This window comes from Cedecea selenatireducens (assembly GCF_042138895.1).
GTDB classification, from domain to species: Bacteria; Pseudomonadota; Gammaproteobacteria; order Enterobacterales; family Enterobacteriaceae; genus Cedecea; species Cedecea selenatireducens.
The window spans coordinates 1-26,069 of sequence record NZ_JBHIKW010000001.1; the positions used below are offsets into that span (position 1 = coordinate 1).

Genomic DNA, 26,069 nt, shown 5'->3' on the forward strand with positions numbered 1-26,069 from the left:
TTTCAGGGGCTTTTTCGTTTCTTACTTCAGCATATTCCTGATCACATAATGCAGGATGCCATCGTTACGGAAATAGGTAAGCTCATTGCCGGTATCAATACGGCAGCGGCAATCAACCACCTGCTTACGCCCGTCGGCGAAGGTCAGCGTAACCGGGACATCTGTACCCGGCTGGAGCTGATTAAGCCCGCTGATGTCCAGCTTCTCTTCGCCCGTTAAGCCAAGCGTTTTACGCGTGACGCCCTGCGGGAATTCCAGCGGCAAAATGCCCATGCCGATAAGGTTAGAGCGGTGAATTCGCTCGAACGATTCGGCAATCACCACCCGAACGCCTAACAGCCGGGGACCTTTCGCAGCCCAGTCACGGCTTGAGCCGGAGCCATATTCTTTCCCGGCAATCACCGCCAGCGGCGTGCCCTGCTCTTTGTAACGCATCGCTGCGTCGTAAATTGAAAGCACTTCTTCGCCCGGCAATAGCCGCGTCATGCCTCCTTCCACGCCCGGCACCATTTCGTTGCGAATACGAATGTTGGCAAACGTCCCGCGCATCATCACTTCGTGGTTACCGCGCCGCGAGCCGTAGGAGTTAAAATCCCCGCGCTCAACGCCATGCCCTTGCAGATAACGCCCTGCCGGGCTGTCAGGTTTAATACTCCCAGCCGGGGAAATGTGGTCGGTGGTTACCGAGTCCCCGAGCATCGCCAGTACCTTAGCACCGTGGATATCTTCCACAGGTTTAGGCTCTATGCCCATATCATCAAAGAACGGCGACAGCCGGATATAGGTCGAGTCATCTTGCCAGCCGTAGGTAGCCGAGCGTTCCACCTTAATATTGCGCCACTCCTCAGTGCCTTCGAACACCTCCGCGTACTCTTTGCGGAACATATCGGTGGTCACCTGCGCCACGGCGGCAGCAATCTCCTGGCTGCTCGGCCAGATATCTTTCAGGTAAACCGGGTCACCTTTTTTATCGTGCCCCAGCGGCTCTTTGGTCAGGTCGATGTTCATGTTCCCGGCCAGCGCATAGGCCACAACAAGCGGCGGCGATGCCAGCCAGTTAGTTTTGACCAGCGGGTGAATACGACCTTCGAAGTTACGGTTCCCTGAAAGCACCGCGCCCACGGTGAGATCGCCTTTTTTAATCGCCTGTTCGATAGGATCCGGCAGCGGGCCCGAGTTACCGATACAGGTAGTACAGCCGTAGCCCACCAGGTTAAAGCCAAGCTCATCGAGGTAAGGCGTTAACTTCGCCTTTGCCAGGTAGTCAGACACAACTTTAGAGCCCGGCGCAAGCGACGCTTTCACCCATGGCTGTGGCTTCAGCCCCAGGCTGACGGCCTTTTTAGCCAGCAACCCGGCCGCCATCAGCACGCTAGGGTTTGAGGTGTTGGTACAGGAGGTAATGGCCGCGATCACGACTGCGCCATCCGGCAGCTGGTGCTCACGGCCAGCAAGCGTATAGCTAACCGGGTTGCGGTCTTTGTGTGAAGCGTTGACTTCAAGCTCGTTGCTGGCGGCAAATGCTTGCGGTACGCCGCCAAGCGGGACGCGGTCCTGTGGACGTTTTGGCCCGGCCAGGCTGGCCTCAACGTCGTTCATGTTTAACGCCAGCGTGCTGGTAAACACGGGTTCGTCCCCCGTATTACGCCACATGCCCTGCGCCTTAGCGTAGGCTTCTACCAGGGCAACCTGCTCTTCGCTGCGCCCGCTGAGACGCATATAGTCGAGAGTTACGCCGTCAATCGGGAAGAAGCCGCAGGTGGCGCCGTATTCAGGTGACATGTTGGCGATAGTCGCCCGGTCGGCAAGCGGCAGCGAATCAAGACCATCGCCGTAAAACTCAACAAATTTACCCACCACGCCGTGCTTGCGCAGCATCTGGGTGACGGTCAGCACCAGGTCCGTGGCGGTGATCCCCTCACGCAATTTGCCGTCGAGCTTAAAGCCGACGACATCCGGGATCAGCATGGAAACGGGCTGGCCAAGCATTGCGGCCTCGGCTTCAATACCACCTACGCCCCAGCCAAGTACACCCAGACCGTTAATCATCGTCGTGTGGGAGTCGGTGCCCACCAGCGTGTCAGGATAAGCGATAAATTCACCGTTCTGCTCTTCGCTCCAGACGGCTTTCCCCAGATACTCAAGGTTGACCTGGTGGCAAATACCGGTGCCCGGCGGGACGACGCTGAAGCGGCTAAAGGCCTGCTGCCCCCAGCGTAAAAAGACATAGCGCTCGTGGTTACGTTCCATTTCCAGGCGAACGTTTTCTTCGAAGGCGTCTTTATCGCCAAAATGGTCGACCGTCACGGAGTGGTCAATTACGAGGTCAACCGGGGAGAGTGGATTCACTTTTGCCACATCTCCGCCAAGGCGTTTCACCGCTTCGCGCATCGCGGCAAGGTCAACGACTGCGGGGACGCCGGTGAAATCCTGCATCAGTACACGGGCAGGACGATAGGCAATTTCGCGGTCGGCGTGGGCATGTTTTAGCCAGTCGGCCAGCGCCTGAATATCTTCCCGGGTGACGGAGTCTTCATCCTGCCAGCGCAGCAGGTTTTCCAGTAAAACTTTTAGCGACTTAGGTAAACGGCTGATATCCCCAAGCTCTTTTGCGGCCAGCGGCAGGCTGTAGTAGTGCCAGGTTTTGTTTAGCGCTTGTAAAGTGTCCTTACTGGCTTCGCGTAGGGTTAACGACATAGCTCCTCCTTTATGACAGGGATAGCGAGTGCCCTGATTATCAGCAGGGTCACTATTAAAGATAACACAAACCTGCCGTAACGATTTGATAACAACCCAAATTGATAAATGACGCGAAGGGAATAAGCCGTGAGTAAACAAACGCCCCGGCGTTAGCCAGGGCGAGATTTAAAGCAGAGAGGAGTCTTTGGTGCGGCAGAGCAGCGGCGGTAAGCCGCACGTGGCGATGATTAATTAACGAAGGCGCGGAACATTTCTACCCAAAAGACAGCAGATAGCGTAAAGGCGCCCATCCAGGACCAGTATTTCACGGCGCGTTGATTATTCATAAGTTTTGCTCAATGTTGCGATATGCAATAAGACTGCTTAATTAAGCAGTCACCAGAATGTATTGCTGTGTGTAATTATCAGTAAACGATTCGTTGCCCTACGGTAAATAAAATGCATTTCTTTGCCGCAGAGAAAATAAACGGTTTAATAACGAAATTATTGTTTTTTGCTGTCGTCTTCGGAAAACAAATCGATAAAAGCCTGCTGCTGTTTTGTCAGCGCCCAGCCTTCAGTCGATGTGCTTTCCTCTTTTTTTACTTCTTTTCGCGTTTTGCCGCGGGTGCGGGCCACGACTTTGGGTGCAGGAACCCTATCCCGAGTAGACATAGCTACCCCCAAAATTTCCAGGCAACCAGCGCCACGACCAGCCAGAACAAGGCTGACACCAAAAACACCGCAGTCCACGCCTTGCGTTTCAGCGCCGGATCCCTTTGCGGTTGCTCACTTCCTGATGACATTGCTAGCCTCATACAATCGACACCACTTATCGTAATATTTCCAAACAATCGGTATAACTAATCGCCAGTTGGGATTAATCCTAAAGAAACTCTAGCTCAAAAGCCAGAAAAATTGCGCTATGGGGAAGAGAAAAGATTTAATCTTTTGACCTGAAATAAATAATCGAAACACCAAATTTGCGCAACTACGACTTATTTACTAGCTGTGTCTCTTTATTGCGACACAATAACCATTGTCACGATGTGGCTTATTAGGCGGGAATGGGAATAGATGAAGAAATGCGTTTAATTCTTATTTAATAATGAAGTGGGTATCTCCGGATTCACCGAAGATACCCTGGGAAATTATTTGGCCGGTAATTTTATATCTTTAAACATCGCTTCAATATCTTCATTTGAGCGTAATGCCACTGCGGTATCGACCACATCTCGCGTTAAATGCGGCGCAAAACGCTGAATGAAATCATACATATAACTGCGAAGGAAAGTGCTACGACGGAAACCAATTTTCGTGGTGCTGTGGCTAAATACGCCCTGCGCTTCAATGCGGACTAAATCGGGGTCGGAAATCGGATCCACCGCCATGCTCGCGATAACCCCCACGCCAAGGCCCAGACGCACGTACGTTTTGATAACGTCAGCATCGGTCGCCGTAAAGACGATACGCGGCGTTAATCCGGCTCGGTTAAAGGCGGTGTCCAGCTCTGAACGGCCGGTAAAACCAAAGGTGTAGGTAACCAGCGGATACTGCGCCAGCTCTTCAATGGTGACCGACTCTTTTGAGGCCAGCGGATGATCCGGCGTGACCACGATTGAACGGTTCCAGTGGTAGCACGGCAGCATGACCAGGTCGTCATAAAGATGCAGCGCTTCGGTGGCAATCGCAAAGTCTGCATTGCCTTTAGACACGGCCTCTGCAATCTGCGTCGGCGAGCCCTGATGCATGTGCAAAGAAACACGCGGATAACGCTCAATAAAGCCTTTTATCACGCCGGGCAACGCGTAACGAGCCTGGGTATGCGTGGTGGCCACATACAGCGAGCCTTTGTCAGGCCAGGTATGCTCCCCGGCAACGGATTTAATGGCGTCGACTTTAGAAAGCACTTCCCGGGCGATACGGATAATTTCCTGCCCTGCCGGCGTCACCTGAGTCAGATGTTTCCCGCTGCGGGCGAAAATTTGGATCCCAAGCTCATCTTCCAGCATACGAACTTGCTTACTGATCCCCGGCTGAGAGGTATAAAGCCCTTCCGCCGTGGAGGACACATTCAGGTTGTGGTTAACGACTTCAACGATATAACGAAGCTGCTGTAATTTCATGACTTACCGTCCAGGGTCAAAGGCCCCGGCACTCAATGGCAGGGGTTACGACGCAGAAAATACGAAAATTGACATTGCTTTACTTACTATATCAGTTATAGCTACTTTGTATAGATGGGATGAAAAGATAATAAACGAGTTATATAAAGCGGCATAAAAAAACCGGAGACAGGCTCCGGTTTTCTCATTTGCAGGCAGGCTTATTTCTTGCCGACAACCCATTTACCGTCGACGAAGAAGGCGGACCAGCCGGTCGCTTTGCCCTCTTTCTCAGAAGCGACATACTGCTGCTTCGTTTTACGGCTAAAGCGTACGAAAGCTTTATTCCCTTCAGGATCTTCCTGAGGAGCATCGGCCAGGTAGCGCAGTTTCTCCGGTAAACGATCGCGGAAGCGGTGAAGCTCTTCAACCAACGGCGCACGCGTTTCACGAGATTTCGGGAAGGTGTTTGCCGCCAGGAATACCCCAGCCGCACCATCACGCAGCACGAAATAGGCATCGGATTTCTCGCACGGCAGCTCAGGCAACGGCACCGGGTCTTCCTTCGGCGGCGCGACTTCGCCGTTACGCAGGATCTTACGGGTATTCTTACACTCGTCGTTGGTACAGGCCATGTACTTCCCGAAACGCCCCATTCTCAGGTGCATTTCTGAGCCACACTTCTCGCACTCAACGATCGGGCCGTCATAACCTTTGATGCGGAACTCACCCTCTTCGATTTCGTAGCCGTCGCAGGTCGGGTTGTTACCACAAACGTGCAGCTTACGCTTCGGATCGATGAGATAGCTGTCCATCGCCGTGCCGCATTTCTGGCAGCGACGCTTGGCGCGCAGGGCGTTTGTTTCCGCGTCATCCCCTTCCAGCACGTTAAGAACTTCGTTCTCCGGCACCAGGTTGATGGTGGTTTTGCAGCGCTCTTTCGGCGGTAACGCATAGCCGGAACAGCCGAGGAACACGCCGGTACTCGCGGTACGGATCCCCATTTTACGGCCGCAGGTTGGGCAATCGATGCTGGTCAGGACCATCTGATTCGGGCGCATGCCGCCTTCTTCCGGATCCTGCTCGGCTTTCTCAAGCTGGCCGCTGAAATCGCTGAAGAAGTTATCCAGCACGCCTTTCCACTCGGCCTGATTGTTTGCGACCTGGTCCAGGCTGTTTTCCATTTGCGCGGTGAAGTCGTAATTCATCAGCTCGCGGAAGTTTTCTTCCAGACGGTCGGTCACGATCTCGCCCATTTTTTCAGCGTAGAAACGGCGGTTCTCGACGCGCACGTAGCCACGATCCTGAATGGTGGAGATGATAGAAGCGTAGGTAGATGGACGACCAATACCGCGTTTTTCCAGCTCTTTAACCAGCGATGCTTCACTGAAACGTGCAGGCGGCTTGGTAAAGTGCTGGGCCGGAAGCAGCTCAACCAGCGTCAGTTCCTCACCCGGGTTAACCGCCGGTAAAGTGCGGTCTTCATCGCCCTTACGCAGCGCAGGCATCACCTTCGTCCAGCCATCAAAGCGCAGCGTACGACCACGCGTCTTCAGGCGGTATTCACCGGCTTCCACCGTCAGCGTGGTGGAATCGTATTTCGCAGGCGTCATCTGGCAGGCCACGAACTGGCGCCAGATCAGCTGATAAAGCTTCTGGGCATCCGCTTCCATGTCTTTCAACGACTCGGCCTGCACGGACACATCAGAAGGACGAATCGCTTCGTGCGCTTCCTGAGAGTTGTCCTTGCTGGCGTACTGGTTGGCGTCCGCAGGCAGGTATTTCTTACCGAAGCTCTCTTCGATATAGCCGCGCACCATGCTCACCGCATCCTGGCTCAGGTTGGTGGAGTCGGTACGCATATAGGTAATGTGGCCCGCTTCGTAAAGACGCTGTGCCATCATCATCGTTTTCTTCACGCCGAAGCCAAGACGCGTACTGGCGGCCTGCTGCAGCGTGGAGGTAATGAACGGCGCACCCGGCTTGCTGCTGGTTGGCTTGTCTTCACGATCCAGAACGATGTAGCGAGCTTTTTCTAGCAGGCTAACCGCCGCCATAGTTTGCTCGCGGTTAACCGGCCGGAAAGGCTTGTCTTTATGATGGCTCACCTGCACCGGGAGCGCATCGCCCTTCGGCGTCGACAGGTTAGCGTCGATTTCCCAGTACTCTTCCGGCACGAACGCTTTGATTTCGCGCTCACGCTCGACAACCAGGCGAACCGCTACGGACTGCACGCGCCCTGCGGACAGGCCACGCGCAATCTTTTTCCACAGCAGCGGCGACACCATGTAACCCACTACGCGGTCCATAAAGCGGCGCGCCTGCTGGGCGTTAACACGGTCGATGTTCAGTTCACCCGGCTTTTCAAACGCCTGGCGAATCGCATTTTTAGTGATTTCGTTAAAGACCACGCGGCTATAGCGCGTTTCATCGCCGCCGATAACTTCCCGCAGGTGCCATGCAATGGCTTCCCCTTCGCGGTCAAGGTCGGTTGCGAGATAGATGTGGTCTGCTTTTTCTGCCAGAGATTTCAGCTCGGAGACCACTTTCTCCTTGCCCGGCAGCACTTCGTAGCGAGCGTCCCAGTTATGCCATGGATCAACACCCATGCGATTGACGAGCGCTCCGCGTTCATCCTTTTTGACCTTTTTGGTCCCTTTGGCGGCGGCAGAGTCAGCGCTCTTCTTGGTGGTTGATCCACTGGTCGGCAAATCACGGATGTGACCGACGCTGGATTTAACCACGTAGTCATTACCGAGATATTTGTTGATCGTTTTGGCTTTTGCCGGGGACTCAACGATGACGAGAGCTTTACCCATTTTCACCTTTACCTATTTAATTCTTCCAGGAATACGTCGCAAATTTTCACCTTCCACTGGCGACGCGCTTTTTTATATTGCGGCAGTGTGGAAGGAGATCAACTCTTTTTTTCAATAACCTGCATCACAGGCGGCTCACTCGCCGGTTATTGAAGGCCAGAAGTCTCGCGCAAGTGGCATAGCACGACGGAAGTTTGGTCGAATGTCAAGCAATTCTGTTGCCAGATTTGCGAAAGCGTCACACTCTACCTGATAAAATATGTTACGCAACTTTATTAGCATGCAATACCGGATCCCGCCAGCACGGTTAACTTTTTTAAGGCCACAGGGTTTACAGGGAAAATTTGCCCTTTCCCCTCAAGCGGACGTAAACTAGCGCCAGTTTTTTAAGGAGAACATCATGCAAGAGACAACTCAACCTATTGACCGCGAATCCCTCCTCGTTGAGGCGAACAAAATCATTCGTGAACATGAGGATTTCCTGCACGGGATGGAAGCCACCGGCGTGGCCCAGAAAAACGGCGTGCTGGTCTTTAGTGGAGAATACTTCCTGGACGAACAGGGCTTGCCGACGCCGAAGAGCACGGCGGTGTTTAATATGTTTAAGCACCTGGCCCACGTCCTGTCTGAAAAGTATTCGCTGCAGGACTAAACGAAAAGCGAGGCTCAGGGCCTCGCTTTTTTGGTCTTAGAACAGCCTTGTTTTAGAAAATAATTGTTTTAGAGCAGCGGCTTTTCTCCCCGCTGCCACCAGCGCAGCAGCAGGCGGTCAACGCTGTTCGCCGCGCTTCCGGTGAAACGATCCATTACTTTTTTACGCTGCAGATATCGGACATTTACGGCGTCAAAATCTTTCATCATGCCCAACAGCAGGTCATCGCTGGTCGCCACGTCATCCACCAGGCCCTTTTCCTTCGCCTGAGTACCGTACCAGTGCTCGCCCGTAGCCACCGCTTCAATATCAAGCGCGGGACGCATGCTGCTGACAAACTGCTTGAAAAGGTGATGCGTTTCGTTCAGATCTTCCCTGAATTTCTCACGTCCCTGTTCGGTATTTTCGCCCAGCAGCGTCAGGGTACGTTTGTACTGCCCCGCGGTGTGCAGCTCAACGTCGATGTCATTACGTTTGAGCAGGCGGTGGAAGTTAGGAATTTGGGCCACGACGCCAATCGAACCGATGATGGAGAATGGCGCGGCAACAATACGCTGAGCCACACACGCCATCATATAACCGCCGCTGGCCGCGACTTTGTCTACCGCAACCGTTAGCGGGACGTCTTTGTCACGTAAACGCTGAAGCTGCGATGCCGCAAGTCCATAGCCATGAACCACGCCGCCGGGGCTTTCAAGCCGCAGCAGAACCTCATCTTTCGGCTTCACCACGGACAGCACGGCGGTAACCTCTTCGCGCAGGGAACTCACTTCGTGAGCATCCATGCTGCCTTTAAAGTCGAGCACGTAAAGCGTTGGCTTGCCCGAACTGGTTTTTTCGCCACGTTTTGCCCGCGCTTTAGCCTGTTTTGCTTCAAGCTTGAGTTTTTTCTTTTCTTCTTTATGCCACAGTTTCTGCTGGTGCGGATCGAGCATAGCGACCTGCATTTCCTGCTTGACGTCCTGATACTGCTCGCTCAGATTCGTCAGGCGTAGTTCACCGCGCGCCTGTTTCTTACGTTGCGCAACGTTCACCAAAATAATGGCCACGGCGGCAATCGCAACCACGAGGGTTACCGCTTTAGCCAGAAAAAGCCCATAGTTAGCAATCAGATCCACATTTACCGCCTTTATCACTAAGCATTGTTAATGTCTGCCAGTGTACCCGAGCGGGTACACGTTCGTCTGTAAGTAACTATAAAGGCAGGAAGAGCGCTTCCTTAAAGGGTTTGGCGCAGGGAAACTTTTGCAAAATGTTAATCCTGAGCATTGTCTCCGTCAGGCTGATTGAAATGCGCCCGCCTTTGAGGCATAAAGCCCGGTAACCCAATGAGAAATAAGACGTGAGCATATTGCATCACGCGAGGAGCAAAACCGTGCACTACCAGCCGCAAGATAACTTACTGCAAAACCGAATTATTTTAGTCACCGGCGCCAGCGATGGCATCGGCCGTGTCGCCGCACTCACCTACGCTCGCTTCGGTGCTTCGGTCATTCTGCTGGGACGCAACGAACAGAAGCTTCGCGCCGTCGCCGGCGAAATCCAGTCCCACGGCCTGCTGCCAGCGCACTGGTTCACGCTCGACCTGGCCACGGCCACCCCGGAAGAGTGCCACGGCCTGGCAAACAAGCTCGCTACGCTGGTTCCGCGCCTCGATGGCGTACTGCATAACGCAGGTATTCTTGGCGACGTGGTGCCGATGGATAAGCAGAACCCGGACACCTGGCAGGCCGTGATGCAGGTGAACGTTAACGCCACCTTTTTCCTGACTCAGGCTTTGCTTCCTTTATTACTCAAATCCGAATCCGGCTCGCTGGTCTTCACCACTTCCAGCGTTGGCCGCCAGGGCCGCGCTGGATGGGGAGCTTATGCTGCATCGAAGTTTGCCACAGAAGGCATGATGCAGGTGCTGGCCGAGGAATATAAGCAACACAACCTGCGCGTGAACTGCATTAACCCCGGCGGCACGCGTACGGCGATGCGCGCCAGCGCCTTCCCAACAGAAGATCCGTCAAAACTAAAAACGCCGCGAGATTTAATGCCGCTTTATCTGTGGCTGATGGGCGACGATAGCCGCCGAAAAACCGGCATGAGTTTTGACGCCCAGCCTAACCGCAAACCGGGGATTTCAGAATGAGTGAGGATCGTTACCAGCAGCGACAGCAGCGGCAAAAAGAAAAGGTTGATGCCCGCATTGCGGATGCTCAGGAAGAGCGAGGGATCCTGATAGTCTTTACCGGCAACGGCAAAGGTAAAACAACCGCTGCATTTGGCACCGCCACCCGTGCAGTAGGCCACGGCAAAAAAGTCGGAGTAATTCAGTTTATCAAAGGCCAATGGCCGAACGGCGAGCGTAATCTGCTGGAGCCGCACGGCGTGGAGTTTCAGGTGATGGCAACCGGCTTTACCTGGGAGACACAGAACCGTGAAACCGATACGGCCGCGTGCCTGGCGGTATGGGAGCAGGGTAAACGCATGCTGGCGGACGCTGCGCTGGATATGGTTATCCTCGACGAACTTACCTATATGGTGGCCTATGATTATCTGCCGCTGGAAGAAGTCTTAAGCGCGCTGGCTAGCCGTCCGGCAAACCAGACGGTGATTATCACCGGACGCGGATGTCATCGCGAGATTCTGGACATCGCCGACACGGTCAGCGAACTTCGCCCGGTGAAGCATGCGTTTGACGCCGGGGTCAAAGCGCAACCCGGCATTGATTACTGAAATTCCAGGCGCTTAAGCAGCTCCGCATTCAGCGGCAGGCAGAGACAATCCTCCCCCAGAGCCAGCTTGCTGTCGATGGCGCTTTGCCGGGAAACAAAGCGTTTTCGGTACTCCGTTGGCGTCAAACCGCAATACTTATTAAACGCGGCAATCAGGTATTTATGCTCCTGAAAACCGCAGGAGTGGCTAATGGTGGTGATAGGCGAACGCGTGTCTTTGAGCAGCGTGCGGGCTTTATTTAACCTCACCAGGGTCAGGTATTCTTTAAAGTTATGGCGGCTCACTTTCTTAAACTGCCGCGAAAACCATGAATAGCTGACCCCGATATAGCTGGCGACCTCGGCGAGGCTGAGGGGCTGATCAAATCGCTGGTTAATAAACTCAATTCCTTTCTTGATCATCGCCACGTCACGCTGCGCGCTCTCGACCCGACCCACCGGCTTTCCTGCCGTTACAAGCGCATCCAGCAGCAAATAAATTGCAGCAATACGCTGGAAAGGCGCACGGTCGTCTATCAGGTGTTCAATCAGCGTTTTTAGTCGCTGATGAACGACCCTGTCAGCGCTGTCCGTAACCCCATCCGGACGACACCAGTCAATGTCCGGTGCCGGATGTAATTCGTCGAACAGACCCGAGGAAAACTGCACCGTGACCAGCGTACTGCCCTCTTCCTCCGCACACAGCGAGTGGACCTCCTGGGCATTAATATAGAGCATTCCGCCCTTATTCAGTTCAATAGACTGCATGCCTACGGACAGGGTAAAACGCCCCGCAAGGACGGTGACAAGCTCAGGTGCCGGGTGCCAGTGAGGCTCGCAGTAACGCACCTCAGCGGCAAAGACATTCAGCTTTTCGGCGTCGAAAGCTATCAGCTCATAGCCGCTCGCGTTCAGCTGCCGCCCTTCTGTTATTGCCGACCCGGCATGAATAGCTGAAAAAGAAAACACGGCGCCCCCTGTGGCTGTTCATTATTATTCCCCGGCGAGCACGGCGTTTAACTCATCTCGCTCAATATCCAGCCCAAGAAACTCGGTAAGCGCGATGAATAAGCCGCAAAAGAGGTCCGGTGCAACCCTGGTCAGCTTCTCCCGCACAACCTCTGGCGGCACAAGGCTTTTCCCGGCAACCAACGCCACTACGCGATCGAAGACTTCCGGCTGCTGAATCAACTGCTGTAGCGAGTTATCATCACGAAGCGTCATGTATTGCTCCTCGCAGTCAACATTAAACCCGGCACTCAGCGGTAAATCGCGTGACGACCCGCCAACATACACCTGCCAGCGGCCGGGCGTTATTAGCCATTTTGCCAGACCCGGATGATAGCAGCTCAGCTCGGCAACAGGCACCTGGAGGCTCACACGCCGCGTTTCTCCTGGCTCAAGGAGGATTTTACTAAAGGCTTTCAGCGCCCTTTCCTCACGAATCAGTTCCCCTTTTGGCGCACGGACGTAAAGCTGCACGATTTCTTTACCGGCGTATTTGCCGCAGTTCGTCACATCCACGTTAACCGTTAAGGTCTCATTATCACCCAATCGCTCAGTAGAAAGTTCAATCCTGTCATACGCAAAACGCGTGTAGCTCAGGCCGAAGCCAAAAGGAAACAGCGGCGTCAGGCGGCGTTTATCATAATAGCGATAACCGACAAATAATCCCTCACTGTAATGGTGCTGCAGATTTTCCCCCGGATAATGCAGCCAGGCCGGCGTCTCTTCCAGCGTATTCGGAACGGTGACCGTGAGCTTGCCGCAGGGATTACGTTTGCCAAACAAAATGTCCGCCACGGCGCCCCCCATTCCCTGCCCGGCAAAAAAGGTTTCCAACAATGCTTTGCATTCGCTCAGCCACGGCATCACCACCGCATCGCTGTTGGCCAGCACGACAACGACGTTGCGCTGTACCGCAGCGACCTCGCGGATAAGCTGCTCGTGGACCGCAAGAATATTCAGATCCTGACGGTCGCCGTTTTCACCATCTTCGCCGACGGCGGTACTGACAAAGACGACCGCGACATCCGCTTCTCGTGCGACGGTTATCGCTTCCTGAAGCGCCTGCGCATCTGCCTGTATATCGTCCGGTGTGCCTTCAGCCCACGAAACCGTAAACGCCTCTCCCGCCAACGCGAAGATCTCATCGAGAGGGCGATCGAGGAAATACGGCACCGTAGTGGCGCAACCTGATCCTTGAATAACAGGCTGTTGTGCTGGTTTGCCCAGCACCGCTATACGGGGAGTTTTATCGGGCCGTAACGGAAGCAGGTCGTCTTCGTTTTTCAATAATACAATCGACTCTGCCGCCAGCCTCTGCGAAAGGGCGTGGTGTGCGGGGAAATCAGCAACGGCATCTCTGCGCCGATGGCGTTCTACTTTATCAATGAGTTCGAGCATTCTCAGACAGGCGCTGTCAACCACGCTAAGCGGCACTTCACCGGCCTCGATAGCCGCCAGCAATGTTTTCTTATCCCGTGCCGTTTCCGGCATGGCTAAATCATTACCTGCCATCAGCGAGGCGGGACGGTCTTTAATTCCGTACCAGTCCGACATCACCAGGCCGCTATAGCCCCATTCATCTCGAAGGACTTTAGTGAGCAAGAAAGGATCCTGAGAGGTTTGAACGCCATTTAGCCGATTATAGGAGGACATCACGGTCCACGGATTCGATTTGGCAATCGCTCTCTGAAATCCTGCCAGATAAATTTCTCGTAGCGCACGTTCGTCTACTATTGAGTCCATTTCGGTACGGCGAAACTCTGAATTATTGGCGGCGAAATGCTTGAGGCTGGCGCCCACGCCCTCTGCCTGCAGGCCATTAATCAGGGCCGCTGCGATGTCGCCGCTGACAACCGGATCCTCGGAGTAATACTCATATCCCCGACCAGCAAGCGGAGTACGTCGAATATTAATTCCCGGTCCTAACAAAATCCCCACGCCCATTTTCTGGCACTCAAGCCCTAACGCTTGCCCCATTATTTGCACCAGGTCAATATCCCAGCTGCACGCCAGGCTTGAGCCGTTAGGGAAGCAGGTAGCAGGCAAAGAAGCGCTGAATAAGGCCTCGCTTCCTCCTTTCTGTTCATCCTCTACCGCCGCACCTGCCCGGTCGGCCGTTTGCGTGATCACGGAGATAAAATCATCCATGCTCCACTTCTGCTGGCCGTCGATTTGAGCGCTGCTGTAACGTACGCCATAGGTGCCATCAGTCATGACGATATCTGGGATGCCGTGCTGTGGCAGAGAGGCTGTGCGCCACAGGCCGCTACCGCTCAGTAAGGTCACTTTTTCATTGGTCGTCATTGCCGCAAGCATTGCGTGAAAGTCAGCATTCATTTTGCTAATCCCCAGAAGTTAAAGCGTTTCCTGCTTGCGCAGACTCAGTTTATGAACGATATCGCGGTATTTATTTTCATCAAGGGAATAACAGGCAACAAAAATCGCGCTGAGTGCGAACATCGCCCCTGGAAATAACGTCATCATAATATTGATACCGTTGATAGCGCTGGCACTAATATTACCGGCATCATAGTGGTAATAATCAAGCATCCACCCTGCACAGCCACCGCCGATGGCCATCGCAATTTTGGTGATAAAATTATAGAAACCATATATAGCACCTTCAGTACGAACGCCATGATGCCATTCGGCATATTCAACCGTGTCGGCTATCATCGACCACATTGCAACAAATCCGATACCCAGCGTAATGCTGTATAAGCAGACACCGGTCATAATTAACCAAATATTATCTCCGGCGATGAAATATTGCATTAGCACACCCAACACACCGAGTAGCAATGCTGCCAGAGTCATTTTCTTTTTCCCCATTAGGGTAATTAATTTTTCGCACAAAACCGTCCCCACAATATAAGCGGCCGACTGAATAATGAAAAAAGTCGCGGTAAACCCTTGGTTACCAATAATGTATTTTATAAAATAGATAGCAATCGCCATCCACACCGTATAGGCAATGTAGAAAAATACGGTGAACAATGACAGGTGAATAAGCGGTTTATTCCCGGTGACGGCCCTGAGCATTTCACGCAGCCCAGGTGAATGTGTGCTCTCTTCCGTGACCCTTTCCTTCGTCATGCCAAAACACAGCATAAACATGAAGGTAGCCAGCAGTGCGAAGCATGACACGGCAAAGACATAGCCGTACTGCTTATCGGTAAAAGGCGATATAATCCAGTCGGCCGTGGTTGAAACAATCAGGTAACCCAGGATCGCCAGCACAAATCGATAGACCGAAAGCGAGGCACGCGAGGCTTCATGCTGCGTGATACGGTTCGTTAACGCCGAATATGGCGTATTTACTGCCGTATATGCGAGGCAGTAAAGCGTATAAGAGATAAAGGCAAAATAGAATTTTGCGCCGCCGCCGAAGGGGAAAAAACACAATACGGTCAGCAAGCCTAAGGGAATCGCGCCGTAGCATATCCAGGGCCTTAGCTTCCCGTAGCGGCTGTGCGTCTTATCAATAGCAAACCCAATGACCACATTAAAAATGGCATCAATGATGCGAGCCACAACAAATATCACGCTGGCCTGCGCGGCGCTAATCCCATATATATTGGTATAAAAGAAAAGCAAGAATAGTGATACAAACCCAAATGATAAATTAGAGGCAAAATCCCCTAACCCATAACCGACTTTTTCTTTTAAGCCGATCGCCACATAGCTTGCCGATAACTTCTGCACAGAATTCATGTTCCCCCCCGCACATTACACAATGTTCAGCCAGTATAAGGAGGGTGCAAAACCATTACTTTGCGTTATTTGTCGAGCTATTTCCTGTTTTTTGTCTTTGTGCGAAAGTGTGAGAGTTGTCTCAAACAGGAATATCAGGAGAGACATTCCCGGCGAGGATTCACCGGGAATGAAGGGGATTAACCGTTACTGCGACCGCCGGAACGACGATTGCCGCCGGTGGTCTGAGTGTGACGCTTAACGGCACGGCGAATCTGGTTCGCCTTCATACGGCGACGATCTTTTTCTACCGCCACCTTGCTGCTGGTTTCTTCCGGCAGCTCGACAAGCGTACGCAGGTAGTTTGTCTGGGCCAGATCGAGCTCAGTGTACCCGCCACGCGGCAAGCCTTTAGGCAGCTTGATATCGCCATAACGAACGCGAATAAGGCGGCTTACCTGCACGCCAACCGCTTCCCACAGGCGACGAACCTCACGGTTACGGCCTTCGGTCAGGGTCACGTTGTACCACTGGTTAATTCCTTCGCCACCGGTGAACTTGATAGTTTTGAATGCCGCAGGGCCATCCTCAAGCTGCACGCCGCGAGAAAGCTGCTTTACTTTATCGTCATCTATTTGACCAAAGACGCGAACGGAGTATTCACGCTCCACTTCACGGCTCGGGTGCATCAGGCGGTTAGCCAGCTCGCCGTCGGTGGTGAACAGCAGTAAACCGCAGGTGTTGACGTCCAGACGCCCTACGGCAATCCAGCGAGCACCGCGCAGCTTCGGCAGACGATCAAACACCGTCGGGCGCCCTTCCGGATCGCTGCGGGTACACAGCTCACCTTCCGGTTTGTAATAGGCCAGCACGCGGCAGATTTGTTCCGCAGACTCACGAATCGAGATCAAATGACCATCGATGCGAATTTTAAGCGACTGGGTAATTTCAACCCGATCGCCCAGCGTGGCAATTTTGCCATCAACGCTTACGCGACCAGCAGAGATAATGGTTTCAATCTCACGACGGGAACCATGGCCAGCGCGAGCCAGCACTTTTTGTAACTTTTCGCTCATTGAGCTTCCTCGGGTGTCGCCTTCACAGGCGTCTCAGATACTTTGAAATCAAAAGGCATGGGCCTGATGAAGTATAAATACGGATTCGGACCGCCGCCCGGTCGCAGTCAAATGCTGAGGGCAGCTTCGTGGCCGCACATAGTACACGAATTTTAGCGCAAATGGAGTTAAAACCCGTCTACCGGGTTTTACTCATACTAATGATTCAGGCTGGCAAGCAGCGAGGCACGGTCGACGGGTAAACAGTCAGCGCTTGTTGCCACATCTCTTTGTGCCTGTGCGGCTTCACTGCCCGCAAGAAAGACGGGTAAATCGCTACTCAGCCACCGCTGATACAGCGCCTGCTGGCTGCTCGTCAGCGCTTTATCCGTCCAAATCATAATGTGATCGGCGCTGATGCGGCTGAGGTCCGGGAACGGAATTTCACGATCCAGCACCTCAACGAAGAAACCGTCGCTGGCAAAACGAATCCCTTCCAGCCACAGCTCAAGGGGATCTTTCAGCGAAAGCGCCAGAATAAACAGCCTGCCGCCGGGGCGTTTTCGCCCGCTGGCCAGCACGAACGTGGCGTATTCAATCAGGGCGGTGTCCAGCATAGCGCGGCTCATGGCCATTTCCTGCTGCACATCGGCGTCGAGCCACAGCCTCAGCGGCCGGACAATTTCATCAATAAAAATAGCCGGAGGCACTTCGCGGCCGTAGCGCCAGATAAGCCCCCGCAGCTTCGTGGGCTGCATCGCCTCGCACTGCGCCAACAGGGCTTCCTGAACCTCAAGCCAGCCGGAAGGAGTGCCGGTTTCCTCACCGTTCAGCAGCGCCAGCATATCCGGCAACGCGGCGCCCTTTTCAAGCCAGCCTACAATCGCTGCGACCCGTGAACAGTGGGTAAAATTGAAAAAACGGTGCCCGTTCTCATCCACCTGCGGTTTGATTAAACCGTAACGCTGCCAGCTGCGAATATTGGCTGGCGTCACGCCGCACTGAGAAGCCAGAACATCAATGTTAAATCGGGCCATAGCCATCTCCTTACAGGAAAGGTTTAACGTCCCCGACGCCCTCGCGCATCACCACTGGCGCATCTTCCGTCAGGTCGATAACCGTGGTGGGCTGCTGGCCCAGATAACCGCCGTGGATGACCAGATCCACGACCTTCTCCAGACGATCTTTAATCTCTTCAGGGTCGGACTCGGTAAACTCATTGCCCGGCAGCATCAGCGAAGTTGACAGCATCGGCTCGTCCAGCGTTTCCAGCAGCGCCAGCGCAATCGGGTTTGACGGCACGCGCAGGCCGATGGTTTTACGTTTTTCCTGCAGCAGGCGGCGCGGCACCTCTTTGGTACCCTTGAGGATGAAAGTATAGTTCCCCGGCGTGTTGTTTTTAATCAGGCGGAACGCGACGTTATCGACAAACGCATAGGTCGACAGCTCAGATAAATCCCGGCACATCAGGGTGAAGTTGTGGCCATCGGGAAGCTGACGGATGCGGCAAATGCGCTCCATCGCCGATTTATCTTCCAGCTTACAGCCCAGCGCATAGCCGGAATCCGTAGGGTAAACAATCACCCCACCTTTACGAATAATGTCCACTGCCTGGTTAATCAGGCGCGGCTGCGGGTTATCCGGGTGGATATAAAAAAACTGACTCATACTGCCCTCTCTTTCGCGATGTGGCTCTGCTCCCAGTGCTGCCAGACGGGCTCAACGCCCGCAGGAAGCCACAGCTTGCGTCCCAGCTCAATCCAGGCGCAGGGCAGATGAAAGTCTGATCCCTGCGACGCCAGCAGATTAAACTGCTTCGCGTAGCTCGCAAGCTGGGTTCGTTCGTTGGGAGCCTGCTGGCACTGCGCAACTTCCATGGCATCGCCACCGTGTTCGGCAAAGTGCGCCAGCAGTCGTTTTAGCCATTTTGCGGTCAGGCCGTAGCGCCCTGGATGCGCCAGTACCGCCTGCCCGCCAGAATGATGAATGACATCAATAGCTTGTTCTATTGTACACCACTGAGGCGGAACATATCCGGTTTTCCCTTTCGCCAGATACTTCTTGAAGACGTCGCCCATATTGCTGGCTTTGCCCTGCTCGACCAGAAAACGAGCAAAATGACCGCGGGTGATCGCCCCGCCGCTGGCATGCCGCATTGCGCCTTCTAACGCATCGGGAATACGCGCTTTATCCAGACGCTCGGCAATCATCACTGCGCGCTGGCTGCGGCGTTCACTCTGCTGCGCAAGAAACAGCGTCAGCGCCGGATGCTGCTCATCAACGCCCAGCCCCACGATATGAATCTCGTGGTTTTCCCACACGGTTGATATTTCTACTCCGCTGATTAACTGTAGCGGTAAATTCAGACGTTCGATTTCTGCACGCGCAGCAGGCAGGCCGGCAACGGTATCGTGATCGGTAATAGCCAGAACCGTCACGCGCATATCCACCGCGCGGCTGACAAGAGCTTCAGGAGACAACAGGCCGTCCGAGGCGGTAGTGTGGCTGTGTAAATCGTGGATCGTGGCCAGGGTGGGCTCGCTCAAAATAGCTCCAGAATGGATAAACAGAAATTTAGCGGCCTATGATAGCGATATTCGGCTATTTTAAAAAATCAGTATTGACAATACACGCCCGAACCAGTTTACTAGTACGCAAGTTCACATAACGAGGTATCTGAAATGAAAGCGATGAATTCCCTGCACGGTTGGTGGCGTACTCCCTGAACTCGGGCGGTGCGATCGCGTACGCTGTTTAACAGCGCAGATACCAGGCCCGCCAACGATGCGGGCTTTTTTTTGAACAAAATTTGAGAACTAAAATGCAAACACAAAAACCGGCACTTGAACTCCTGAGCAGCGAAGCTGCCTACCGTGAAAACCCAACGGCCCTTTTCCACCAGCTGTGCGGCGCACGCCCTGCGACGCTGCTGCTGGAGTCCGCCGACATCGACAGCAAAAACGATTTAAAAAGCCTGCTGCTGGTAGACAGCGCCATGCGCATTACGGCGTTGGGTGACACCGTCACTTTACAGGCTCTGTCCGCGAACGGCGCCTCTTTACTGCCGCTGCTGGACGCAGCCTTACCGGCTGGGGTCGAAAATGAACACTTCCCCGATGGCCGTATCTTGCGCTTTCCGGGCGTCAGCTCGTTATTAGATGAAGACGCACGCCTGTGTTCGCTGTCAGTCTTTGACGCTTTCCGCATCATGCAGGAACTGGTGAGCGTGCCCGCTGACGAACGTAACGCGATGTTCTTCGGCGGCCTGTTCGCTTATGACCTGGTGGCCGGCTTTGAAGATCTGCCGCAGCTGAAACAGGACAACCGCTGCCCGGATTACTGCTTCTACCTGGCCGAGACATTATTGACCATCGATCACCAGAAAAAGCAGACCCGCATTCAGGCCAGTCTCTTTACGCCGTCAGAAAGCGAAAAACAGCGCCTGATAAAACGTACCGAACAGCTTCGCCAGCAAATTAGCGAGCAGCCAGCCGAGCTGCCGGTACAGAAAGTCGAACACATGCGCTGCGACGTTAACCAGAGCGATGAAGAATTCGGCGCGGTTGTCCGCCAGATGCAAAAAGCTATTCGCATCGGCGAAATCTTCCAGGTAGTGCCGTCCCGCCGCTTCTCACTGCCCTGCCCGTCGCCGCTGGCCGCCTATCAGACGCTGAAGAAGAGCAACCCAAGCCCGTACATGTTCTTTATGCAGGATAACGATTTCACGCTGTTCGGGGCCTCTCCGGAAAGCTCGCTGAAATACGATGCGACGAACCGCCAGATTGAGATCTACCCGATTGCCGGTACCCGGCCTCGCGGTCGCCGCGCGGACGGTTCGCTGGACCGCGATTTAGACAGCCGCATCGAGCTGGAAATGCGCACCGATCATAAAGAACTCTCTGAACACCTGATGTTGGTTGACCTGGCGCGTAACGACCTGGCCCGCATCTGTACGCCGGGCAGCCGCTACGTGGCTGATTTAACCAAAGTCGACCGCTACTCCTTCGTGATGCACCTGGTGTCGCGCGTTGTTGGCGAGCTGCGTCATGACCTGGACGTGCTGCACGCCTATCGCGCCTGCATGAATATGGGCACCCTGAGCGGCGCACCTAAAGTGCGTGCCATGCAGCTGATTGCCGGCGCCGAAGGCGTGCGTCGCGGCAGCTACGGTGGCGCGGTGGGTTATTTCACCGCCCACGGCGACCTCGACACCTGCATCGTTATCCGCTCTGCCTATGTTGAAGACGGGATCGCCACCGTTCAGGCTGGGGCCGGCGTTGTCCTGGATTCAGACCCGCAGTCAGAAGCCGACGAAACCCGCAACAAAGCCCGCGCCGTTTTGCGCGCCATTGCTACAGCGCATCACGCGAAGGAGACTTTCTAATGGCTGACATTCTGCTGCTCGATAATATCGACTCATTCACCTATAACCTGGCAGATCAGCTCCGCGCGAGCGGCCACAACGTGGTGATTTACCGTAACCATGTTCCGGCGCAGACCTTGATTGAACGCCTGGCCACCATGGATAACCCGGTACTGATGCTTTCACCAGGCCCAGGAGCGCCAAGCGAAGCGGGCTGTATGCCTGAATTGCTGACCCGCATGCGCGGCAAGCTGCCGATTATCGGTATCTGCCTGGGCCACCAGGCCATCGTTGAAGCTTACGGCGGCTACGTAGGCCAGGCCGGAGAAATCCTGCACGGTAAAGCGTCTTCTATTTCCCACGACGGCGAAGCGATGTTTGCCGGGCTGCCTAACCCGCTGCCGGTGGCGCGTTACCACTCGCTGGTTGGCAGCAATATTCCTGCCGGGCTGACCATCAACGCGCATTTCGAGGGCATGGTAATGGCGGTTCGTCATGAAGCTGACCGGGTTGTTGGCTTCCAGTTCCATCCGGAATCCATCCTGACCAGCCACGGGGCTCGCCTGCTTGAGCAGACGCTCGACTGGGCGCTGCTCAAGCTGAAGCAGGCCAATACGCTGCAGCCGATCCTCGACAAACTTTATCAGGCACAAACCCTGAGCCGCGAAGAGAGCCACCAGCTGTTTTCCGCCATCGTTCGCGGTGAGTTGAAGCCAGAACAGCTGGCGGCCGCGCTGGTCAGCATGAAGGTGCGCGGTGAACATCCGAACGAAATCGCCGGGGCCGCATCCGCCCTGCTCGAACACGCTGCGCCGTTCCCAAGCCCGAGTTACGAGTTTGCCGACATCGTCGGTACCGGCGGCGACGGCAGCAACAGCATTAATATCTCCACCGCCAGCGCCTTTGTCGCCGCAGCGGTAGGGCTTAAGGTCGCCAAACACGGTAACCGCAGCGTGTCCAGCAAGTCCGGTTCATCCGACCTGCTGGCAGCATTTGGCATCAACCTTGAGATGAATGCCGACGCTTCCCGCAAAGCGCTGGACGAGCTGGGCGTCTGCTTCCTGTTTGCGCCTAAGTATCACACGGGTTTCCGCCACGCGATGCCGGTTCGCCAGCAGCTGAAAACGCGCACCCTGTTCAACGTGTTAGGCCCGCTGATTAACCCGGCACACCCGCCGCTGGCGCTGATCGGTGTTTACAGCCCTGAGCTGGTACTGCCGATTGCTGAAACACTGCGCGTCCTCGGCTACAAACGCGCGGCAGTTGTTCACAGCGGCGGCATGGATGAAGTTTCGCTTCACGCGCCAACACTGGTTGCCGAACTGAACCACGGCGAAATCAAAAGCTACCAGCTGACCGCCGCCGATTTCGACCTGCCTGCCTACCACCAGGAAGCGCTGGCGGGCGGCACGCCGGAAGAAAACCGTGACATTCTGACCCGCCTGCTACAAGGTAAAGGTGAGACAGCGCACGAGTCTGCCGTCGCGGCAAACGTGGCCATGCTGATGCGACTGCACGGCCATGAAGACCTGAAAGCTAACGCACAGAAAGTGCTGGATGTATTACGTAGCGGTGCTGCATACGACCGCGTGACCGCGCTCGCGGGGAGAGGATAAGGCAATGCAGGAGACCGTATTAAACCGCATCGTGGCTGACAAAGCGCTGTGGGTCGAAGCCCGCAAACAGCAGCAGCCGCTGGCGAGCTTCCAGAATGAGATAGTGCCAGCCACGCGCAACTTCTATCACGCGCTGCAGGGGGCCCGCACCGTCTTCATTCTTGAGTGCAAAAAAGCGTCCCCGTCTAAAGGGGTTATCCGCGACGATTTCGATCCGGCCCGAATTGCAGGCGTTTATAAGCATTATGCTTCTGCGATATCGGTGCTGACCGACGAGAAATACTTCCAGGGCAGCTTTGATTTTCTGCCTGTCGTCAGCGGGATTGTCAGCCAGCCGGTGCTGTGCAAAGACTTTATTATCGACGCCTATCAGATTCATCTGGCGCGTTTTTACCAGGCAGATGCTTGCCTGCTGATGCTCTCGGTGCTGGACGACGAACAGTATCGCCAACTGGCCGCGGTTGCCCACAGCCTGAATATGGGCGTGCTGACCGAAGTGAGCAACGAAGAAGAGCTGGAGCGTGCCATCACGCTCGGCGCCAAAGTCGTCGGCATCAACAACCGCGACCTGCGCGACCTGTCCATCGATCTGGATCGCACCCGGCAGCTGGCGCCGCGCCTGACCCACGGCGTGACGGTTATCAGTGAATCTGGCATCAATAATTACGCTCAGGTTCGCGAGCTTAGCCACTACGCGAACGGCTTCCTGATTGGCTCGGCGCTGATGAGTGAAGATGACCTGAACGCTGCGGTACGCCGCGTGCTGTTCGGGGAGAACAAAGTCTGCGGCCTTACGCGTGGCGAAGATGCTCGTGCAGCTCAGGAAGCCGGAGCTATTTACGGTGGTCTGATCTTCGTGCCTGCTTCACCTCGCTTTGTCACCGATGATAAAGCCGCAGCGGTGATTGCCGCCGCCCCGCTTCGCTACGTGGGCGTTTTCAGAAACACGCCGGTAGCGGAAGTCGTGGCGAAAGCAGAGAAATTCTCGCTCAGTGCGGTTCAGCTCCACGGCGCTGAAAACCAGGATTACATTACTGAGCTACGTGCCCTGCTGCCGGCGAATACACAAATCTGGAAAGCGTTGAGCGTGGCTGACACGCTGCCCGAGCGCAATCTACAACACGTGGATAAGTACGTGTTCGATAACGGCCAGGGCGGCACCGGGCAAAGCTTTGACTGGCGACTGTTAGCCGGACAAAAGCTGGAAAACGTGATTCTGGCGGGCGGCCTCGGAGCGGATAACTGCGTGGAAGCGGCAAAAGCCGGCTGCGCGGGACTGGATTTCAACTCCGGCGTGGAAAGCGCGCCGGGAATAAAAGATGCTAACAAGCTGGCTGCGGTCTTTCAGACTCTGCGGGCTTACTAAGGAAGAGATACCATGACTTTACTGAACCCTTATTTTGGTGAATTTGGCGGCATGTATGTGCCGCAGATCCTGATGCCTGCCCTGCGCCAGCTTGAAGAAGCTTTCGTGGCGGCGCAAAGCGATGCGGAGTTCCAGGCCGAGTTTACCGACCTGCTGAAAAACTACGCCGGGCGCCCAACAGCCCTGACGAAATGCCGTAACCTGACGGCAGGCACCAACACTACGCTGTACCTCAAGCGTGAAGATCTGCTGCACGGCGGCGCGCACAAAACTAACCAGGTACTGGGCCAGGCCCTGCTCGCCAAACGCATGGGTAAAACCGAGATCATCGCCGAAACCGGCGCGGGTCAGCACGGCGTAGCCTCTGCGCTCGCCAGCGCCCTGCTCGGCCTGAAATGCCGCATCTATATGGGGGCCAAAGACGTTGAGCGCCAGTCGCCAAACGTCTTCCGCATGCGCCTGATGGGTGCCGAAGTGATTCCGGTACACAGCGGTTCATCCACCCTGAAAGATGCCTGTAACGAGGCGCTGCGCGACTGGTCTGCAAGCTATGACACCGCGCACTACATGCTCGGCACTGCCGCCGGCCCGCACCCGTTCCCAACCATCGTCCGTGAGTTCCAGCGCATGATCGGTGAAGAAACCAAAGCGCAGATTCTGGAGAAAGAAGGCCGCCTGCCTGACGCGGTGATCGCCTGCGTGGGCGGCGGCTCCAACGCCATCGGCATGTTTGCCGACTTTATCGACGAAACCAGCGTGGGCCTGATTGGCGTCGAACCTGCCGGGCACGGGATCGAAACCGGCGAACACGGTGCGCCGTTGAAGCACGGCCGCGTGGGCATTTACTTCGGCATGAAGTCGCCGATGATGCAGACTGACGAAGGCCAGATTGAAGAGTCTTACTCTATCTCTGCCGGGCTCGACTTCCCGTCAGTTGGGCCACAGCACGCTTATCTGAACAGCACCGGCCGCGCCGATTACGTGTCCATTACCGATGACGAAGCGCTGGACGCCTTTAAAACGCTATGCCGCAGCGAAGGTATTATTCCTGCGCTGGAGTCTTCCCACGCCCTCGCCCATGCCTTGAAAATGATCCGCGAGAATCCTGAAAAAGAACAGCTGTTGGTAGTGAACCTCTCTGGCCGCGGCGACAAAGACATCTTCACCGTCCACGATATTCTGAAAGCACGAGGGGAAATGTAATGGAACGTTATCATCATCTGTTTGAACAGCTGCAGGCCCGCAAGGAAGGCGCATTCGTTCCCTTTGTGACGCTGGGCGACCCGAACCCGGAGCTTTCGCTGAAAATCATCGACGCGCTGATTGAAGGCGGGGCGGATGCGCTGGAGCTGGGTATTCCGTTCTCCGATCCGCTGGCGGATGGTCCAACGATTCAGGGCGCAGCGCTGCGTGCCTTCGCCTCTGACGTGACGCCAACTCAGTGCTTTGAAATGCTCGCCGCGATCCGCCAAAAGTACCCGGAAATCCCGATTGGCCTGCTGATGTATGCCAACCTGGTGTTTAACCGCGGTATCGACGAGTTTTACGCGCTGTGTGCCAAAGTGGGCGTGGATTCGGTGCTGGTAGCCGACGTACCGGTTGAAGAGTCAGCCGAGTTCCGTAACGCCGCCATGCGCCACGGTGTAGCGCCTATCTTCATCTGTCCGCCAAACGCCGACGATGCGCTGCTGCGTGAAATTTCGTCCCACGGCCGGGGGTATACTTACCTGCTTTCCCGCGCAGGGGTTACCGGCACTGAAACTCGTGCTCAGCTGCCTCTTAACCATCTGATTGAGAAACTGGGCGAGTATCATGCCGCGCCACCTCTGCAAGGTTTTGGTATTTCTGAACCTTCTCAGGTTCGCGATGCGATTTCCGCTGGCGCAGCGGGGGCAATTTCAGGCTCTGCGGTGGTGAAAATCATTGAGAAGAATCTGGCACAGCCAGAGGTGATGCTCAGCGAACTGAAGGTCTTTGTACAGAATATGAAAGCCGCGACTCGCGGTTGATC

The 26,069-nt window shown here is 54.9% G+C and carries 22 protein-coding genes and 1 other annotated feature; of the genes, 8 read left to right on the forward strand and 14 right to left on the reverse strand.

Annotation, left to right across the window (positions count from 1 at the left end; genetic code table 11):
* Positions 1 to 21: 21 nt before the first annotated feature.
* The 6 genes from acnA to topA form a co-directional block, all read right to left on the reverse strand.
* Positions 22 to 2,697 carry an aconitate hydratase AcnA gene (acnA, locus tag ACE38U_RS00005; protein ID WP_375528917.1) on the reverse strand — a complete coding sequence of 892 codons (2,676 nt, stop codon included), beginning with the start codon at positions 2,695 to 2,697 and terminating at the stop codon, positions 22 to 24.
* A gap of 230 nt (positions 2,698 to 2,927) precedes the next feature.
* Positions 2,928 to 3,026 carry a small membrane protein YmiC gene (gene ymiC / locus ACE38U_RS00010; protein WP_235212905.1) on the reverse strand — a complete coding sequence of 33 codons (99 nt, stop codon included), beginning with the start codon at positions 3,024 to 3,026 and terminating at the stop codon, positions 2,928 to 2,930.
* Between the two features lie 157 nt (positions 3,027 to 3,183).
* Positions 3,184 to 3,354 (reverse strand): YciX family protein, encoded by a 171-nt coding sequence (locus tag ACE38U_RS00015; RefSeq protein ID WP_158399815.1) that lies wholly within the window; start codon positions 3,352 to 3,354, stop codon positions 3,184 to 3,186.
* Between the two features lie 2 nt (positions 3,355 to 3,356).
* A complete protein-coding gene (locus tag ACE38U_RS00020) occupies positions 3,357 to 3,485 on the reverse strand; it encodes a YmiA family putative membrane protein (RefSeq protein ID WP_071842910.1) in 129 nt (42 codons plus the stop codon).
* A 345-nt stretch (positions 3,486 to 3,830) separates the two neighbouring features.
* Positions 3,831 to 4,805, reverse strand: a complete 975-nt coding sequence (gene cysB / locus ACE38U_RS00025) for an HTH-type transcriptional regulator CysB (RefSeq protein ID WP_038471909.1) — start codon at positions 4,803 to 4,805, stop codon at positions 3,831 to 3,833.
* Between the two features lie 200 nt (positions 4,806 to 5,005).
* Positions 5,006 to 7,603, reverse strand: a complete 2,598-nt coding sequence (topA, locus tag ACE38U_RS00030) for a type I DNA topoisomerase (RefSeq protein WP_375528918.1) — start codon at positions 7,601 to 7,603, stop codon at positions 5,006 to 5,008.
* 400 nt (positions 7,604 to 8,003) lie between these two features.
* On the opposite strand from topA, the gene ACE38U_RS00035 reads away from it, so the two are divergent.
* Complete coding sequence (locus ACE38U_RS00035) at positions 8,004 to 8,255, forward strand: YciN family protein (RefSeq protein ID WP_375528919.1); 252 nt, start codon at positions 8,004 to 8,006, stop codon at positions 8,253 to 8,255.
* Between the two features lie 68 nt (positions 8,256 to 8,323).
* Here the strand turns inward: ACE38U_RS00035 and sohB are convergent, their stop codons facing one another.
* Complete coding sequence (gene sohB, locus ACE38U_RS00040; RefSeq protein ID WP_038471899.1) at positions 8,324 to 9,373, reverse strand: protease SohB; 1,050 nt, start codon at positions 9,371 to 9,373, stop codon at positions 8,324 to 8,326.
* A 257-nt stretch (positions 9,374 to 9,630) separates the two neighbouring features.
* Between sohB and ACE38U_RS00045 the strand changes: the two genes are divergently transcribed.
* Both ACE38U_RS00045 and cobO read left to right on the forward strand, forming a co-directional pair.
* Positions 9,631 to 10,392 carry a YciK family oxidoreductase gene (locus tag ACE38U_RS00045; RefSeq protein ID WP_176983320.1) on the forward strand — a complete coding sequence of 254 codons (762 nt, stop codon included), beginning with the start codon at positions 9,631 to 9,633 and terminating at the stop codon, positions 10,390 to 10,392.
* Positions 10,389 to 10,979 (forward strand): cob(I)yrinic acid a,c-diamide adenosyltransferase, encoded by a 591-nt coding sequence (gene cobO, locus ACE38U_RS00050; RefSeq protein ID WP_038471893.1) that lies wholly within the window; start codon positions 10,389 to 10,391, stop codon positions 10,977 to 10,979. The genes ACE38U_RS00045 and cobO overlap by 4 nt, the downstream gene beginning before the upstream one ends.
* Here cobO and ACE38U_RS00055 read toward each other — a convergent pair.
* From ACE38U_RS00055 to rnm, 7 genes are all read right to left on the reverse strand, one after another.
* On the reverse strand, positions 10,973 to 11,926 hold the full coding sequence (locus ACE38U_RS00055; RefSeq protein WP_375528920.1) for an AraC family transcriptional regulator: 954 nt from the start codon (positions 11,924 to 11,926) through the stop codon (positions 10,973 to 10,975). The two genes, cobO and ACE38U_RS00055, sit on opposite strands and share 7 nt — an antisense overlap.
* A 24-nt stretch (positions 11,927 to 11,950) precedes the next feature.
* On the reverse strand, positions 11,951 to 14,302 hold the full coding sequence (locus ACE38U_RS00060; protein WP_375528921.1) for a beta-glucosidase: 2,352 nt from the start codon (positions 14,300 to 14,302) through the stop codon (positions 11,951 to 11,953).
* Between the two features lie 18 nt (positions 14,303 to 14,320).
* Positions 14,321 to 15,679, reverse strand: a complete 1,359-nt coding sequence (locus tag ACE38U_RS00065) for an MFS transporter (protein WP_375528922.1) — start codon at positions 15,677 to 15,679, stop codon at positions 14,321 to 14,323.
* A gap of 179 nt (positions 15,680 to 15,858) precedes the next feature.
* Complete coding sequence (rluB, locus tag ACE38U_RS00070; protein ID WP_038471880.1) at positions 15,859 to 16,734, reverse strand: 23S rRNA pseudouridine(2605) synthase RluB; 876 nt, start codon at positions 16,732 to 16,734, stop codon at positions 15,859 to 15,861.
* Positions 16,735 to 16,931: 197 nt separating this feature from the next.
* Positions 16,932 to 17,750, reverse strand: coding sequence for a MerR family transcriptional regulator (locus tag ACE38U_RS00075; protein ID WP_176982165.1), 819 nt, complete (start codon positions 17,748 to 17,750; stop codon positions 16,932 to 16,934).
* Positions 17,751 to 17,760: 10 nt separating this feature from the next.
* Entirely contained in the window at positions 17,761 to 18,381 is a 621-nt protein-coding gene (locus tag ACE38U_RS00080; protein WP_038471874.1) for an L-threonylcarbamoyladenylate synthase, read from the reverse strand.
* Entirely contained in the window at positions 18,378 to 19,259 is an 882-nt protein-coding gene (gene rnm / locus ACE38U_RS00085; protein WP_375528923.1) for an RNase RNM, read from the reverse strand. The genes ACE38U_RS00080 and rnm overlap by 4 nt, the downstream gene beginning before the upstream one ends.
* A 156-nt stretch (positions 19,260 to 19,415) precedes the next feature.
* Positions 19,416 to 19,513, forward strand: a sequence feature (Trp leader region).
* 21 nt (positions 19,514 to 19,534) lie between these two features.
* On the opposite strand from rnm, the gene ACE38U_RS00090 reads away from it, so the two are divergent.
* Genes ACE38U_RS00090 through trpA form a run of 5 tightly spaced genes read left to right on the forward strand, consistent with a single transcriptional unit; the run spans position 19,535 to position 26,067 of the window.
* The gene (locus tag ACE38U_RS00090) at positions 19,535 to 21,097 is read left to right on the forward strand and encodes an anthranilate synthase component 1 (protein WP_375528924.1); all 1,563 of its coding nucleotides are present in this window, start codon (positions 19,535 to 19,537) and stop codon (positions 21,095 to 21,097) included.
* A complete protein-coding gene (gene trpD / locus ACE38U_RS00095) occupies positions 21,097 to 22,692 on the forward strand; it encodes a bifunctional anthranilate synthase glutamate amidotransferase component TrpG/anthranilate phosphoribosyltransferase TrpD (protein WP_038471865.1) in 1,596 nt (531 codons plus the stop codon). The genes ACE38U_RS00090 and trpD overlap by 1 nt, the downstream gene beginning before the upstream one ends.
* Positions 22,693 to 22,696: 4 nt before the next feature.
* Entirely contained in the window at positions 22,697 to 24,058 is a 1,362-nt protein-coding gene (gene trpCF / locus ACE38U_RS00100) for a bifunctional indole-3-glycerol-phosphate synthase TrpC/phosphoribosylanthranilate isomerase TrpF (protein ID WP_375528925.1), read from the forward strand.
* 12 nt (positions 24,059 to 24,070) lie between these two features.
* Positions 24,071 to 25,261 (forward strand): tryptophan synthase subunit beta, encoded by a 1,191-nt coding sequence (gene trpB, locus ACE38U_RS00105; protein ID WP_038482552.1) that lies wholly within the window; start codon positions 24,071 to 24,073, stop codon positions 25,259 to 25,261.
* On the forward strand, positions 25,261 to 26,067 hold the full coding sequence (gene trpA / locus ACE38U_RS00110; protein WP_038482549.1) for a tryptophan synthase subunit alpha: 807 nt from the start codon (positions 25,261 to 25,263) through the stop codon (positions 26,065 to 26,067). The genes trpB and trpA overlap by 1 nt, the downstream gene beginning before the upstream one ends.
* The last annotated feature ends 2 nt before the right edge of the window (positions 26,068 to 26,069 follow it).